Origin of the sequence: Tunturibacter gelidoferens, assembly GCF_040358255.1 — a bacterium.
Lineage (GTDB): Bacteria > Acidobacteriota > Terriglobia > Terriglobales > Acidobacteriaceae > Edaphobacter > Edaphobacter gelidiferens.
The window spans coordinates 4,680,873-4,695,819 of sequence record NZ_CP132938.1 but is presented as its reverse complement, the minus strand read 5'-3'; the positions used below and the strand labels follow the sequence as shown (position 1 = coordinate 4,695,819).

General features: G+C 56.3%; 12 protein-coding genes and 1 tRNA gene. 8 read left to right on the top strand and 5 right to left on the bottom strand.

Features of this window, described 5'->3' with window-relative positions; genetic code table 11:
• Positions 1-46 precede the first annotated feature (46 nt).
• The gene (locus RBB81_RS20270; RefSeq protein ID WP_183787614.1) at positions 47-310 is read left to right on the top strand and encodes a hypothetical protein; all 264 of its coding nucleotides are present in this window, start codon (positions 47-49) and stop codon (positions 308-310) included.
• Positions 311-425: 115 nt separating this feature from the next.
• On the opposite strand, the gene RBB81_RS20265 is transcribed toward RBB81_RS20270, so the two are convergent.
• Entirely contained in the window at positions 426-1,682 is a 1,257-nt protein-coding gene (locus RBB81_RS20265; protein ID WP_353071884.1) for an ABC transporter permease, read from the bottom strand.
• A 2-nt stretch (positions 1,683-1,684) separates the two neighbouring features.
• A complete protein-coding gene (locus RBB81_RS20260; RefSeq protein WP_353071883.1) occupies positions 1,685-2,920 on the bottom strand; it encodes an ABC transporter permease in 1,236 nt (411 codons plus the stop codon).
• Positions 2,921-3,071: 151 nt separating this feature from the next.
• On the opposite strand from RBB81_RS20260, the gene RBB81_RS20255 reads away from it, so the two are divergent.
• The 6 genes from RBB81_RS20255 to RBB81_RS20225 all read left to right on the top strand — a co-directional run bounded on the left by RBB81_RS20255 (position 3,072) and on the right by RBB81_RS20225 (position 9,326).
• Positions 3,072-3,161: transfer RNA gene (locus tag RBB81_RS20255), tRNA-Leu, on the top strand.
• A 196-nt stretch (positions 3,162-3,357) separates the two neighbouring features.
• Positions 3,358-3,519 (top strand): alpha-galactosidase, encoded by a 162-nt coding sequence (locus RBB81_RS20250; protein ID WP_348641504.1) that lies wholly within the window; start codon positions 3,358-3,360, stop codon positions 3,517-3,519.
• Between the two features lie 301 nt (positions 3,520-3,820).
• Positions 3,821-4,057, top strand: a complete 237-nt coding sequence (locus RBB81_RS20240; RefSeq protein WP_353071882.1) for a GH36 C-terminal domain-containing protein — start codon at positions 3,821-3,823, stop codon at positions 4,055-4,057.
• A 204-nt stretch (positions 4,058-4,261) separates the two neighbouring features.
• Positions 4,262-4,594: a carboxypeptidase-like regulatory domain-containing protein gene (locus tag RBB81_RS20235; RefSeq protein ID WP_353073956.1), complete on the top strand. Its 333-nt coding sequence runs from the start codon at positions 4,262-4,264 to the stop codon at positions 4,592-4,594.
• 295 nt (positions 4,595-4,889) lie between these two features.
• Positions 4,890-5,063 (top strand): SDR family oxidoreductase, encoded by a 174-nt coding sequence (locus tag RBB81_RS20230; RefSeq protein WP_353071881.1) that lies wholly within the window; start codon positions 4,890-4,892, stop codon positions 5,061-5,063.
• A 672-nt stretch (positions 5,064-5,735) separates the two neighbouring features.
• Positions 5,736-9,326: a TonB-dependent receptor gene (locus RBB81_RS20225; RefSeq protein WP_353071880.1), complete on the top strand. Its 3,591-nt coding sequence runs from the start codon at positions 5,736-5,738 to the stop codon at positions 9,324-9,326.
• Between the two features lie 31 nt (positions 9,327-9,357).
• On the opposite strand, the gene RBB81_RS20220 is transcribed toward RBB81_RS20225, so the two are convergent.
• From RBB81_RS20220 to RBB81_RS20210, 3 genes are all read right to left on the bottom strand, one after another.
• On the bottom strand, positions 9,358-10,854 hold the full coding sequence (locus RBB81_RS20220; protein WP_353071879.1) for a hypothetical protein: 1,497 nt from the start codon (positions 10,852-10,854) through the stop codon (positions 9,358-9,360).
• Positions 10,851-12,059 (bottom strand): hypothetical protein, encoded by a 1,209-nt coding sequence (locus RBB81_RS20215; protein ID WP_353071878.1) that lies wholly within the window; start codon positions 12,057-12,059, stop codon positions 10,851-10,853. The genes RBB81_RS20220 and RBB81_RS20215 overlap by 4 nt, the downstream gene beginning before the upstream one ends.
• Positions 12,060-12,425: 366 nt before the next feature.
• A complete protein-coding gene (locus tag RBB81_RS20210; protein WP_353071877.1) occupies positions 12,426-13,064 on the bottom strand; it encodes a TetR/AcrR family transcriptional regulator in 639 nt (212 codons plus the stop codon).
• A gap of 299 nt (positions 13,065-13,363) precedes the next feature.
• Here RBB81_RS20210 and RBB81_RS20205 point away from each other — a divergent pair, with 299 nt between their 5' ends.
• On the top strand, positions 13,364-14,947 hold the full coding sequence (locus tag RBB81_RS20205; protein ID WP_353071876.1) for a flavin monoamine oxidase family protein: 1,584 nt from the start codon (positions 13,364-13,366) through the stop codon (positions 14,945-14,947).

Genomic DNA, 14,947 nt, shown 5'->3' with positions numbered 1-14,947 from the left:
ACGTGAGTCATGAACCTGCAGACAACCGTTGGAAGAAGAGGCAAGCATGGTAGCGGAATTGAACCTACTTGACGTGTGGATCCCGGAGCAGATGCAGCCGGGTACGTTGTTTCTGCTGGAACAGGCGGGCGAACTGGGTAAGGCGGATAACCCTTACTGGGCGGTGCTTGCGTGTCCATCGTGCGGCTCGCTGGGGTTGATTACGAAGCAACAGTGCGCGGGGCTACAGGCGATGATCTGCGGAGGTTCCGATTGTTCGGCGGAGTATTTTCTTGAGGATCAGACGATTCGATATCGTTTGGCCAATTAGAAGCGTGTGTCCTGCCGGACGAGCCTCCTGCGCGGAGGGCGGTCACTTCGTGACTTGTATACCGGTCTTGGCTGGATCAGTAGACCAGTCCTCCCGTTGGTCGGGACAAAGAGGCTTACTCGTGGCGGAGGGCCACGACGGGGTCCATGCGTGAGGCGCGCACTGCGGGGAGGAGTCCAGAGATGACGCCGACCGCGGCGAGGATTGCGAACGAGACGAGCATGATGGTCGGAGAGGCGCGGAGCAGGATGTCGCCCTCGTGGTTGGCGGTCTTGTAGATGTCGGAGTAGAGCGGCATCGGCGGGATAAGGTACGCGACAATGACGGCTACGATCATTCCGATGACGCCTGCGAGGAAGGTTAGCGTCAGGCTTTCGAGGAGAAACTGCGTGAGGATGTCTTTGCGGCGTGCTCCGAGAGCTTTGAGCAGGCCGATCTCGCGCGTGCGCTCGGTGACCGAGACGAGCATGATGTTCATGACGCCGACTCCGCCGACGCCGAGGGTCATGGCGCCGATGATGCCGAGGAGAAGATCGAGCGCGGTGCTGAACTGCATGATCTCGGCTGAGTCGGCGACTGTGTCCCAACTAGGGACGGCCTTATCGTCTTTGGGGTCGAAGTGGTGCCGTTGCGCGAGGACGGCGCGTACTGCCTGCAGCGCCTTGAGATGAAGTTCGGGCGCGCTGGGTTGAAAGACGATGCTGTCGGGGTCGCGCTGGTTGCGGAGCAGACGCATCATGTCGAAGGGGACGAAGGCGTTTTCATTGTCGGGACCGTTATTGGAGGAGTCCTGGATTTTGTTCTTCAAAACGCCGATCACTTGAAAGACGTGACCTTCGATCTCAACCGACTCGCCTACGGGAGGGTAGCCGTTGAAGAGCTTTTGCGCGGCGTGCGGACCGAAGATGACGACCTGGCGATGATCGGAGAAGTCGGCGGCTTCGAAGTAGCGACCCTGATCGACGTTGAGCCTGCGCATTCCGCCGTAAGGAAAGTCGACTGCTTTGCTCTGGATGTTGACTACCTTTGAGCCGTACTTGAAGCTGAAGCCATCGTCGGTCTCGGAGCTGACGGCTTTGAGGAAGGGGACAGCGTCGCGGACGGCTTCGGTATCGCCGTCGAGGAACTTTACTTTTTTGCCGGATCGTTCGCCACCCGCTTGCATGCTGGTTTGTCCGCCCCACACCATGATGACGTTGTCGCCCAGGCCCATGAAGCCGTTGAGTACGCCCTCTCCGAGGCTCTTGCCGTAGCTGAGCAGAAGGACAACGGTGACCAGGCCCCAGATGATTCCGAGCATGGTGAGACCAGAGCGGAGACGGTTGCGAAGGAGCGAGTCGAGGCTTTGGCGAATGATCTCACTAAGGTTCATCGCTATTCGGTCCTCAGGCATTCCATGGGGCTAAGATTTGCGGCTCGCAGTGCGGGATACATTCCAGCGAAGACGGTGATGGCTGCAAGAGTGGTGAGCGACGCGGCGATGGCCAACGGAGAGATTACTGGATGTGGCACGAAGTCAGGGAGCGGGACGTAGCGCATCGCTATGCAGACACCGACTCCGAGTGCAAGGCCACCGAGACCGCTTACCAACGTGATGATTGCGGACTCGACGAGAAATTGGCGTTTGATGTCGATGGCCGTCGCACCGAGCGCTTTGCGTACACCGATTTCGCGAGTGCGTTCAGTGACCGCGACCAGCATGATATTCATGACCCCGATACCACCCAGAGCGAGAGTGAGGAGCGCTACCGCTCCGAAGAAGAACGTCATGACGCTGAAGATGCGCTCGGTAAACTTCGAGCCTTCGAGAGTGTCCCAGATCCACAACGCTTCTTTGTCGTTGGGATCGTAGTGATGGCGCTCCGCGATGATTCGTGTGACTTGGGCCAATGCTTTTTCATGCATCTCGGGCGATACCGGTTCGACGACGATGTTGTTTACATATCCGCGAATGACGCCGGGGCCTTCGGTGGGTGGGAAGTCACGGGCCATGGCGGAGTATGTTGTGAACAGTTGTGTGTTGTCCGGGCCGCTGCCGTAGCTGCCATTCTGCTTCTTTTTGGCGAGCACACCGATGATGGTGTATTGGTAGCCGCTTACCATAAGCGGTTGTCCGATGACCGGTTTTCCGGGGAAGAGCTGCCGGTTTGCTTCGGCTCCAAGTATTATGACTCGTGCTCCCTCAGCTTCGTCCTGCTCGGTCATGAGGCGTCCTTGCTCGACGGTGAGGGACCGGAATCGCTGATACTCTGGCCACACTCCGCGCACAGCTCGGTTGGCTGCGTTCCACTGGCTGACCTCAGAGACGCTGCGTCGTAGTTCGGGGCTTACGGTCTTTACTAGCGTGGCCTGCTGCTGGATTGCGATGGCGTCATCGACGGTGAGATGGATGTCGCGGCCAGCAGCGTATCCTCCCGCCTGGGCACCGGTCTTGCCGGCAAAGATGATGGCGATGTCGGTGCCGATTGTGCGGAGATGTTCCTTTTGGTCCACGTTGAACCCGATGCCCAGCCCAACGAGCAGGATCACCGAAGTGATGCCCCAGACGATGCCGAACATAGTCAGAAAGCTACGGAGCTTGGTGTCCCAGAGCGCAGATAAGGTTTGCATCAGGATTTCGTTGAATGGCATAGCTGGGACCGACTCGGGATAATATGCGAACTGAGTTTCGAAGATACGCACAGATGCTCGTTGATGTTCCGTGACTGGAAGTCTTCGGGAATGCGTTAAGATGGTGCAGGCGGGGTGTTCTTTCTCGCGAGCCCGGATGGTGAAATCGGCAGACACAGCGGACTTAAAATCCGCAGACCCTTATCAGGTCGTGGGGGTTCAAGTCCCCCTCCGGGCACCATCCTACAATTACGCTGTGGTTCAATCTATTGATCTTAGTGAACACTTAGACGCGCTATTTCTGCAAACGAGAGCCTGGAGACGCCAAAGTTTTATGCGGGCTACACGTCGCATGGGCAAGGACAAGCTTCGCATGCTCTTCACAGCTCCAGGTAGCGGAGATTCTGCCAACACATCCGGATCCCAAACCACGACCTGTGATTTACAACTCGTGGGAGGCGACCGAATTCGCTTTTGATGAGGCAGGCCAAATCGCGTTGGCGGACAAAGCTGGCAAGCTGGGGGTGGAACGTTTCATCGTCGATGACGGGTGGTTTGGACAGCGAAACAGCGATCGTGCCGGACTTGGAGATTGGTAATACTGACGCGCTGGACAGATTAGCCCTCCAAGATGGCTTCACTCACGCCGATACGCCAGAGACTATGGCTGCCTGGGTCACGGACGTGCCGAACTTTCTCGACAAGCGTGCGATCCCATTGCAGTTTAGATTCGTATCCGCGATGCAGGGTGCATTGGGAATTGGGGAAACCTAAGCAAGTGGGCACCAGACGAAATAGATACTGCGGCGCCTTACCTCTTTTTACAAGACCATCCGAACGTCTGTTCAGCACGGCAAGCTCTATCGTCTGCAGCGCCCCGAGGGCGATGAGAGTTCTCAAGTGCAATATGTGGCGCAGGATGGATCGAAGGCTGTGCTCTTTGCGTACTTGCACTCCCAACACTATGGGATTGACCAACCCCTCATCCGTTTGCGTGGACTCGATGTGACAGCTGATTATCGTATTTCCCCCTGGACGCGGACACATGCAAGGGAGGTTGTATCTGGAGCAGTAATGATGGGACGCGGTGCTGAACTTCAACTGTTGGTGACTACGACAGCACCGCCAATGTGTTAGGGCGTATCGTTCCCTGATCACACGCACATCGTCACCGGGAAGCTGCGGATTTAGGTATTTCAATGTGCAAAAGATCATGCACTAAGAGAAATTGCGTTATAGTCAGGGCGTGAACGACTCAAGTGGGCAATTCCGATATGCATTTTTTGATACACAAAATCAAAAACCGCTGTATTGGATCATTTCTGTGTTCCAACAACCATCGTGCTCCTGACCATTTGGGTAGTCGGACTCGCGCTGTCTCTGCCTGCACAAAGTTCTTCGCAACGAAAGCAAGCAAATGACGAGTTGACGCTTTTCGGCCAAGTCGTCGATGCGCTAGGAAATCCTGTCGACCAAGCGTCTGTAAAGTTGAAACTGCGAGACGGCACTCAGATGAGCGCGGCGACCGATCAGTCTGGGAGCTTTACCTTCAAGAATCCTTCCGCGCGCTCTCAACCTTGCTCAAGGATGCCTCGGGGTCTTCACAAGCCAGGTTCCGACAATTGGAGGGGAATTAGTTTGCCACTGAGGCTTGCTGACGACCTGCCAAACTGAGATATACAGCGATCAAGCGACAAGCTCTAGGAGAGGCTTGCGTATCCCGGCTCCTTCGCACCGTGTTACAATCGCAAACCATTGGAACAGAGATTCAGCAACCGCTTTGGGTTCCTGAATCGAACTTCGCTAGCTCGCTGGGCTCCCATTCCCCTTCGGCTGATCGTTGCGTATGCCGGTGCTTAAGCCTCTACCAAGGGAGCAATTGAGACTCGGGTCAGACACTGGGCTGCCATTCTTGGATCGCGTGGCGTACGCGTGAACGCTATCGCGCCAAGGAGTAATCGATACGGATATGTCGAGTTTTACGAAGACAGAGTCAGGTCGAGAAGTTGCTCTGGAAATGCAGGCTCTGAAGCGACTCGGCAAACCCGAGGACGTCGCGGACGTAGTCGCTTTCGTGGCATCAGACTGTGCGCGTTGGATCACAGGTGCGAGTATTCCCGTCGATGGCGGCTCGAGGCTTTAAGCGTGAGTGTAAAAGTTTCATCTCGATAGCGAATTCTGAATCAGCAGTAAGAGTCAGCTTGCCGAAAGTTAGATGGTCAGAGCGTCTTAGACCCGCACTCGCGAATGAGCTGCGAGCCTTCGCAGAGTGGCTATGGGATTTTTTTTTGAGGTGGCCATAGCAGATCCCACCAGGTTCGCCTAAAGTCAGTCCTACCAAGTAACGATTCGATTATTTCGAAGTAGTTTATGGCTTACAGGGTGCTGCGGCTTTGGCTTTCTCCATTTTCGATGCGAGCCTGCCTCGTCGATTCTTCCGAAACTAAATGGAAGAATCTATGGCCCGCAATTCTTCGGAAGATTTCACCATGTCGTGTCCGGCGTCCAGAACAAATTCCACCCTCAACAGCATTGAACGTTGCGTAAATAGAACCCAGGCGTGATTACGATCCGTTCCATCTCGGATTGGAAATCTTCATTGCACGAAGCGAAGGGTGCTTCAGGTATTGGCCAATCTGGTCAGTCAACAGCATTCATTCGTCAATGGATCTGATGGAACACATGCCTACCCAAAAAACGACCGCTCAGATTGTTATTCAGTTTGCGTGAGGTCGGCCTGAATACAGCTTGTCGATCCGCGGTCATGCATCGCGGCGTCGCTTTTGATGATCTTGCGAGGCACAGGAGACGAATCATGAAAACACTATGTGGGTTGCTAATACTATTGCTCGCCACAACGTTGAACGGAGCGGGGCAGGCGATCTCGGTTAACGGCGGGTCAATCCAGGGCACGATCACAGATAGCACGGGAGCGATCGTACCTGATGCGACAATTCTTATTCTCGGTAATGACACCAATTCGTCGAAGACTTTGAAGTCTGACTCCAGCGGCTTCTACAGCTTAGGGCCGTTGACTCCCGGACCCTATACGGTGACGGTGAATGCTGCGGGGTTTGAGAAGCTTACGGTGAAGACGGTTGTCCGTACGGGGACGGCGACTAATGGAAATTTCAAGCTCGCGATCGGCTCCTCGACTGAGACGGTGGAGGTAAACGCCGGCGCGCTTCAGATTAACACGGATCAGGCGGGCGTCAGCGACGTTATCACGAAGGACCAGATCGATTCCCTGCCGGTGAACGGGCGAAACTTTCTCGATCTCGCCCAGATCGAACCAGGGGTCATCCTGCAGAGTGGGGAGTCGTTTGATCCGACGAAGGCAGGCTACTCTGCGATTTCGACAAGCGGTGTTTCGGGTCGCACGACGCGTATTCTTCTCGACGGTCAGGACATCACGGACGAGAACGTTGGGACAACCATCTTCAATGTGTCACAGGGCGCGATCGGTGACTTTCAGTTGAACCGCTCGACACAGGATGTCTCGGGTGAGGTGACCTCGACTGGCCAGGTGCTGGTGTCAACGAACTCCGGAACCAACAAATTCCATGGCCAGGCGTTCTACAACTTTCAAGATCACAGTGCACTCTTTGCGAGAACGGCGGGCGGCATCGATACTCCTTTTCAGAGAAATCAGTTCGGTGGAAGCATCGGGGGGCCGATTCTCAAAGACAAGTTATTTTTCTTCGCGAATGCGGAGCGCATCAAGCAGGAGTCACCAGTTTCGATCACACTGGCTCCGCTCTTCTCGGCGATTCAGGAGGCGCACCCGACAATACCCTCTCCCTACCGAGAGACTTACTCGACGATTCGATTGGATTACAGCGGACGGTGGGGCGTGCATTACTTCGCTCGCGCCAACTACGACGTCAACAGCTCGAGCTCGAACTTCGGAGCCGGCTATGAGATATACAACAACCGCGATAATACTCCGGGTATTGCGGGCGGAGCTGACTTTACAATCGGGCATTTTACCCACTCGTTTCGTGCAAGCTACGAGAAGTTCCATAATCTTTTGATAGACGGTACGACCGGAAACACCAGTGTTTATAACGGCTTTCCGGGCTTGAACTTTCGTCTAAGCTCCGCGGGTCTCTTCTCAGGGCCGAACGTCGATTCTCCACAAGAAACGTACCAGTCGGATAAGCAGTTCCGCTACGACGGAAGTTGGACTAAGAGCGCTCATTTGATTCGCTACGGGTATAGCATCAATCGTATTCTGGGCGGTGGCTTTGCGAGCTTTCTAGGACTCGCTCCCCGGGCAACCCTCACAGCGTCTACTCAGCTTGCTAATTGCGGAACTGGAACTCCTGGTCCATGCCCCTCGGATCCTTTGAACGGGTACTACGCGTCTACAGTGTTGTTCGGTAACGGACAGGGTTTCTTCACTGAGAAACCAGGTTTCGATCTGCCAGGCGGAGGCGTCGAGGATTGGCGGGAGGGTGCCTATGTCTCAGACAATTGGAAGATTACTCCGAGTTTCACTTTGACTGCAGGAGTGCGGTGGAGCGTCGATACTGATCGGGCCAACCAAGATCTGCCGACTCCGCTTTGCTCAGATGTGACGATCACACCTTCCCCTTGCTCTGGCAATGCGCCACTCCTCGATCAGTTTCAGGCTGGTTTAGGGAAAAAGATTCACCAACCGTACGCAAACTTCGGTCCTCAGCTTGGGTTCGCGTTCAGCCCCGGAGACCATAAGACTGTTGTACGCGCGGCCTTTGGCATCTTTTATGAGGGCGATGTCTTCAACAACACCCTCAACTCGCGTCAGGCTCTGATTAAGAAAGGCCTGTTCAACGATACGAACCACAGCATATGCGGCGGCACAAACTCCCTCACGCTGCCGGACGGTTCAGTAGTCACTAGCGATGGTGGAGTCTCCATTGCCGATATTTGCACGGAGCCTCTGAGTCAGGCAGGCCAGCACTTTATCAATCTTCAGAATCTGTTTCAACAGGTGACTAAATCGGTTGGGCCCGCCAGCAACGGTCAGTATGTCGGGAATACACTCACGATAGTCGGCGCATACGCGGCACCGTATCGAACCCCGTACTCGGAACAGTGGAACGGCGGTATTCAGCGGGAGATCTTCAAGGGGGGCATTCTCTCAGTCGACTATGTACACAATTCGACTCTGAAGATCGCTCAACAGATTGATGTGAATCGCGTGGGCGCCGCACGTACGCTGAATATAGCTGCGGCCCAGAACGCGATCGCTTCTGCTACCAGTTCCTTCCACTGCGCTGGCGGATACAGTTCTGCGGCCATTGTCTGTGCGATTGCTGCTGGAGCGCAGATCGCTGACTTCGCGGTGAACGGTCTGGACTCAGGAAACACCTTCCTGAATAGCAATCCCGCGTCGTACAACGGGCTGACCGTGGCGACAGGAGCGGCTTTCCCGGGCTTCAATCCAAATTTGGGAGAGGGACTCTTTTTGGTTCCAGCCGGAAGATCAGGCTATGACGCGCTGCAGGCGGTCTTCCGTGAGCAGAAGGCACATCCTGCTCCTGGAATTATGAGTACCAATCTGCAGATTTCGTATTCCTTCTCGCGTGCCGTCTCTACAGCAAACCCCGCGACCAACAATGGCAACACAGGTGTTGGTGATCAGTTCTTTTCATCGCCATCTTATGACTATGACAATCCCACGGCCTATATCGGCCGGAGTGGGCTGGATCATACCCATGAGATCTCGTTTGGAGGATCAGCGACACTGAAGTATGGTCCACAGATCGGCATCATCGGGCACTTCTTCTCTGCTGCGGCCACCAACCTCTATCTTGACAATGGTGGAACGAGCGGCAGCGCGGTAGGGGGTATCTTCCAGTCCGACGTTACGGGCGATGGGACCATCGGCGATATCGTTCCTGGAACCCAACCTGGCGCGTTCATGCATGAGTACAAGGGGAACAACCTTAATAAACTCATCTCACAGTACAACGCAACGCAGGCCGGTCAATTTACGCCGGCGGGCCAAGCGCTCCTGACAGCCGGGCTCTTCACTCCGGGGCAACTGTTGGCTCTCCAGGCAACGCAGCAGCCGATCTCACCCGTTCCAGAAACAGTTGGTCCAGAAAACGCCTTTTACCGGGCCCTCGATCTGAGCATCTCGTATCCGATTCGACTGAGTCGTGTGCGGGAAGGAATGTCTCTGGTGCCGGGAATAGCGTTCTACAACGTTGGCAACTTCTCGAACTTCAAAGATTACATCAACGGCACACTCGCAAACACCACAACCGCATTGGGCGGGAACGCCGCTTTGAGTGGGTTGCTCAATGGCCCCAACAGCTTCGCCGACCACGATCAGAATCGTGTGCAGCGCGGTTCGGGTACATCGGATATCGGTGGACCGCGGACTACTGAGTTCCAATTGCGACTGAACTTCTAAATTGCGACAGGGGCCTGCGGAAGAGTTTTCCCTATGGGACTACGACATCGAAGGCCCCGGTTTCGATGGTTGCTTTGTGTTTCATCTGAATGAAGATTCGATAGCGGCCAGACGAGGGAAATCCGTAAGGAAATTCGACGGTGCTGGAGAGCGGCTCGCTGTGTGTCTCCATGGGCATGTTCATGGCGGCGTGGCGGTCGCTCGCATCGCTGTCGTTGCTTCCGTTGGCGAGCATGAGCGCGGCCATTGCAGCGGAGCCCTCGGGATGAGTGTGGGCAAAGACGGCGCCGTCGGTTTTGACGAAGGCTGCGTGACCTGCCATGCCCATGTAAGGCTGCACGTCGGTAGCGGGTTTGCCATTCGCGTCGAGCAGGTGAAAGCGGAAGGCGTATGCGGTGTTTGCGTTGATGGTTGAGGGACGATCCCAGACCATTACGTATCCATCGGGTAGTTTGTACGAGTTGCCGAGTTGGCCCTGGCTGAGCGGCTGCGGAGATCCGTTGGCGTCGTCGGGGCCGAGCGGACCGCCCGGCATATCGGCTGGAACGGTGATGGTGGAGACGAGTGTCTCGGGGAAGCCGTTGGCGTGAACGATGTCGCCGTAGAGCTTGTAGGTGCCGACGGGCATCGCAGGCAGCGAGATGCGAAAGTCTCCTGCGGAGGCTAGTGCGGGATGCAAGTGGAAGACGGCGTCCATCTCAGGCTCTCGAATGGCGTAGAGATGCATCAGGTGTCCGTGGTCAGGGAGGAAGTCTTTGTTGGATCGGGAGCTTCGCTCCTTGCCACCGTCGTAAGACTGCACGTTGAGATCGAGGGTATTGCCTGAGAGTGCCGGTGTCACCGACATGGGGTGATATACATCCAGCGCGTAACTGGCCGCTTCGACGTTCCACCAGGCTGCTCCGCCCCATATCAAGAGAGCCATGACCACGAGGCTGCCTGCAGTTGCAAGAATGGCTCGGCGTCTGCGATTCGGAGATGGAATGGCGCCGGGCTCGAGGCGAGCGTCACGGACAGCCGCGGCGACAATACCGGCCATGCTAACAACCAGGAAGAGACCAAGAATTCCTAGAGTAATTCCGAGGCCGTGCTGCATCTTCAGGGTCGAGAGGGCGACGGCAGGTACTGGAACTGAGACGACTTGATCTCCGGCGTCGCCTGAGACCTCGAAGCGAACCTGCCAGGAGCCGGAGGCCATCATCCAGATGCTGCCGGTAAAGAATGCCGGGTCGGCGGTGGAGGTTGTCATCGGGTCGGAGGTGGGAGGATGCTTCGACGCTTCGCCTGTGATTGGAAGAGGAGTTATGCGGATGCTTTTGACTGTCGCGCCGCTCGAACGTGCTTCGACGGAAGCTACTCCGGGAATCACGATTGGCGTGCGGATGGTGACGAAGAGTTTGTAAGGGCCTGCATCGACCTGTTCATAGACATCCTTGCTGCCTACGTGAGCGTGGGCGCGGAGGGGAGCGGCGAAGGCACAGAGCAAGAGGAGCAGAATTGCGCGAATCGGGATGGACAAACGCTTCACCGTTGCACGCTCCGCATCCAGCGTCCGAAGCTGAGGCCGATCCAGGTTCCGATGGAACCGTAGATTACCGCGCGCAGCAGTCCACCAAACAGAACGGAGCCGTGATCGGGCTGGTAGAAGAGACGCAGGCGATCGAGGCCGTTGGGGCGGGAGTTGTAGTCGAAGTAGATCGTGCCGAAGAAGCGATTCTCGGATGCTTTGGAGAGCAGGAAGGTGGCGAACGGCCACTCCACGATGACCAGCACGGCGATGAACAAAAAGCCAGAGACGAGAGCAACCGTCCAAGGCTTCCAACTGCGGGTTCGTTGCCAGAGCAGATCGAGTGCAAGCGCTGGAGCGAAGATGAGGACGGGGAACTTCGCCGGAACCATGTGGGTGACGGGATAGAAGACGGGGCCAAGCTTTGGCTGCGCGGGGAAGAGAGGAAGGATGAGAATCTCTGCGATCGCGAAGATCATGTAGACCATCGCGGCGGAGGTGGCGGCCCACTTGTAGCGGGACGCCTGGGAGAGCATGGCGAAGACGACCGGAAGGCCGATTGCCATTGCGATGTAGGCAGAGGCCGAGTGTAGTTGGACGTCCCAGGTGTACTCGATCAGAAAAAACATCTGGCCAGCTACGAAGAGACCACCAACGTAGAGGAGCAGACGTTGCAGCGTCTTGAAGGTGCTTTCGCTGGCCTGCTGTCCTTCGGCCGCGCAGCGATTCATTGCGGCGAGGATGAGAAAGAGGATGCCGACTCCGACGCCGCGAATGCCGAGAATTAATAGCGTGTGGGGTGGACTCACGATCTTGACGTCGAGACCGTAAGCGGCGTGCCACCAGTTGTCGAAGGGGGCTGAGGTGATCATCGCGATGCCACCCCAGGCTGCGATGAAGGCTCCGAGTGGGGCGCGGAAGCCGAGGACATTGACTGATGCGACGCGCATGCTGGAGGAGCGTCCGAAGGTGTTGACCAGCATGAGGTAGCCGCAGATGATTGCGGCCAAAACACCGCAGGCATAGATGGCCATGTGCGCCGGCGTCCAGAAGCTGTCGCGGCCTATGGAACGATGCCAGGAGACGTCCCAGGCTCCGCCGATGGAGGAGGAGGTGACGGCGAGGGCGCCCCACCAGATGTACCAGGGAACGCTCGAGGTGTTTGAGGCTACCAGCGTGCCGGCCTGCTTTCCAGCGTATGGAGTTGGGAAGGTGGAAGAAGCCATGGTGACCTCGCTCTGATGGGTCCTATCTTATATGTTGCTTTGCGTTGATTTGTCAGGGTTGAGGGGTTACCCCCCTGGGGGTATTTCTTGCTAAATTCCTTATTTTCAGTCGCTTACGCATTTTGATCTTTTCCAAAATCGTCATTCTAAAGTAGTTACAGGTAAATTTGTCTAATCAAAGGAGTTATCGGCTTAAACGAAAAACCCGGCTGAGCTGCCGGGGCTTGGTATCTCTTCTATTTCAGTATAGCTGTTGGCGCGTAACTGATACGCCACGCGTATCTTCCTTATTTACTGAGAGATACATGGTTTGGCGACTTGACAGGATTCTAATGCCATTGGAGCGGTGCCTGCGGGTGAGCAAGACTATGGTTTTGCCGCACGTGGAGTTCGGGTGGCGATTCGCTTCTTTCCCCCTTTTGGCGGTCGTGGCGTGCTCTTACTTCGGATGCCGTTAGCTACGGCGTGAAGAGTCTCATTCGAGAATGCGGCGTCATCGACGGCGCGAGCGATGACGATGGCACCGACGAGGCTTGCGTAGAGTGTGATGGCTCGCTCGCGGCGGAGGCTGGCGGAGCTGCCCTGAACGATTGCAGACAGGTAATCGATGAAGGGCTTGAGCTCTTCGGTTACGATGTGGCGCACGGCGGTGCTTTGCCGGGCGATCTCTGAGCCGAGAGCGGCTATGGTGCAGCCCCGGCCCGCGTTGTCGCGATGTTTGGCGGCGAGGTAGGTATCGGCGAGCGCGTGGACGGGATCGCCAGTGGTCTGGTCGAGTACCTTGATCCAGTTGTCGCGCATCTTTTGGACGGCGCGTCCGCAGGCCTGGGCGACGAGATCATCTTTCGATTTAAAGTGGCCATAGAATCCGCCGTGGGTGAGGCCGGCGCTCTTCATGAGGTCGGCGACACCGATGCCGTCGATGCCGCGCTCTCGAAAGAGCCTGGTTGCAACATCGAGGATTCGTTCGCGGTTCTCTGCTGCTTTTGTACGGCTTACTCTCATCGAAGATCGACCTTGGGGGTTGATTGAAGTTCGAGTCTTATTTTATGACGATCGTCATCTTTGTTGGGTTTTAGCCATGCCGATGTTAAATCGGTTGTCGAAATTTGCTGACCAGCAAGGAAGTTTTGCGATAGAGTAAACATAACTTTTCGAAAAAATTGATTTTCTTAGTTCTGTGCTTCAGGCGATGCGGCTCTCGCGATGTCTTTGGCGGAGCTTCCATTTCTTTTCGTTCCACCACGATGTTCGTTCTCTTGCAGCTGCATCAGGATTTGAATTCATTGGAAGAAAGAGGTGGCATGATGGGGATCTCCCGGCGCGATTTTCTGATGCGAGTAGGGCAGGTGGGTGGCTATAGTGCCGCGTTTGCAACGATGCAGTCTCTCGGGCTGATGCCGATGAAGGGTGCGCAGGCGGAGCCGATTCAGGCGGCAGCTGGGTCGGGCAAGGGCGTAAAGGTGGTGGTGCTGGGTGGTGGGATAGGCGGCCTGGTTTCAGCTTATGAGCTGCAGAAGCTGGGATATGAAGTGACTCTGCTGGAGGCACGCGAACGACCGGGTGGGCGCAACTGGACCGGACGCGCCGGGCAGGAGGTTTGCTTCTGCGATGGAAGCAAACAGGCGATCAAGTGGGAAGAGGGAAACTATCAGAACCTTGGACCGGCGCGGCTGCCGAGCACCCACTGGACGATGTTGGGATATTGTCGCGAGCTCGGCGTTCCGATGGAGGTGGAGATCAATACGTCGCGCTCCACACTGCTTCAGAACGACCGGGCGAATGATGGGAAGCCAGTACCGCAGAGGAAGGCGATCAACGATACGCGGGGGCATGTTTCGGAGCTGCTGTCGAAGTGTGTTGCCCATGGCGCGCTGGACTCGGAGTTGAGCAAAGAAGATCGCGAGCGGATGACGGCGTTTCTGAAAGTGTATGGACCGCTGGACGATAAGGGTGCGTATGTTGGGTCGGAGCGGGCTGGATATAAGACGGCGCCGGGCGCCGGGGCACAGGTGGGGGTGCCGGAGATGCCGCTGGATATGCGGGTGCTGCTGGATGAGGACTTCTGGTATGACCTGTTCATCGAAGAAGATTGGGACTGGCAGGCAACGATGATGCAGCCGGTGGGCGGGATGGACCGGATACCGTATGCGTTTGCGAAGGCGCTGGGACCGGTGGTGCAGTACAACTCACCTGTGACGGAGATTCGGAAGACGTCGAACGGTGTTCGCGTGATGTATACGCAGGGCGGCGCGACGAAGCAGGTGGAGGCTGCTTACTGCATTACGGCGTTGCCGTTTTCGATGCTGAAGAAGATCCCTAATGATCTGTCGCCGACGTTCAAGAAGGTAGTGGACGAGAGCACGATGGGCGGGGCGTACAAAATTGCGTGGGAGAGCAGAAGGTTCTGGGAGCAGGACTACAACATCTATGGTGGGCTTTCGTATCTGATGCAGGGGCCAAGCCCGATCTGGTATCCGTCGTCGCGGCTGATGCACCCGACGGGTGTGGTGGTGTCGGGTTATTCGGATGAGCTGGATACACCGTTTTACAACCTGACGCTGGAGGAGAAGTTCAAGGCGTCGCGGGCGTCGATTGAGAAGATTCATCCGGGACACGGGAGTGAGTTGAAGAACCCTGTGTTCTGCGGGTGGAGCCGGGTGCCGTGGAATGAGGGCTCGTGGATTAGCAAGTATGGCGGCGGGAAGAGCGGATATGACGTCATCATCCAGGCGGATGGGCCGATCTACTTTGCCGGCGATACGGCGAGTCACATTGTCGGATGGCAGGAGGGTGCAGCGTTGAGCGCGCGTCGTGCGGTGGGGATGATCTCCGATAAGGTGAAGTCTGCGAGACTTGCCGGGGCTGCTAGCGCGGTTCTTAGCTAA

Coding starts and splice junctions, on each gene's coding strand:
- RBB81_RS20270 (WP_183787614.1), top strand. CDS start 47: ATGGTAGCGGAATTGAACCTACTTGACGTGTGGATCCCGGAGCAGATG.
- RBB81_RS20265 (WP_353071884.1), bottom strand. CDS start 1,682: ATGAACCTTAGTGAGATCATTCGCCAAAGCCTCGACTCGCTCCTTCGC.
- RBB81_RS20260 (WP_353071883.1), bottom strand. CDS start 2,920: ATGCAAACCTTATCTGCGCTCTGGGACACCAAGCTCCGTAGCTTTCTG.
- RBB81_RS20230 (WP_353071881.1), top strand. CDS start 4,890: ATGTCGAGTTTTACGAAGACAGAGTCAGGTCGAGAAGTTGCTCTGGAA.
- RBB81_RS20225 (WP_353071880.1), top strand. CDS start 5,736: ATGAAAACACTATGTGGGTTGCTAATACTATTGCTCGCCACAACGTTG.
- RBB81_RS20215 (WP_353071878.1), bottom strand. CDS start 12,059: ATGGCTTCTTCCACCTTCCCAACTCCATACGCTGGAAAGCAGGCCGGC.
- RBB81_RS20210 (WP_353071877.1), bottom strand. CDS start 13,064: ATGAGAGTAAGCCGTACAAAAGCAGCAGAGAACCGCGAACGAATCCTC.
- RBB81_RS20205 (WP_353071876.1), top strand. CDS start 13,364: ATGATGGGGATCTCCCGGCGCGATTTTCTGATGCGAGTAGGGCAGGTG.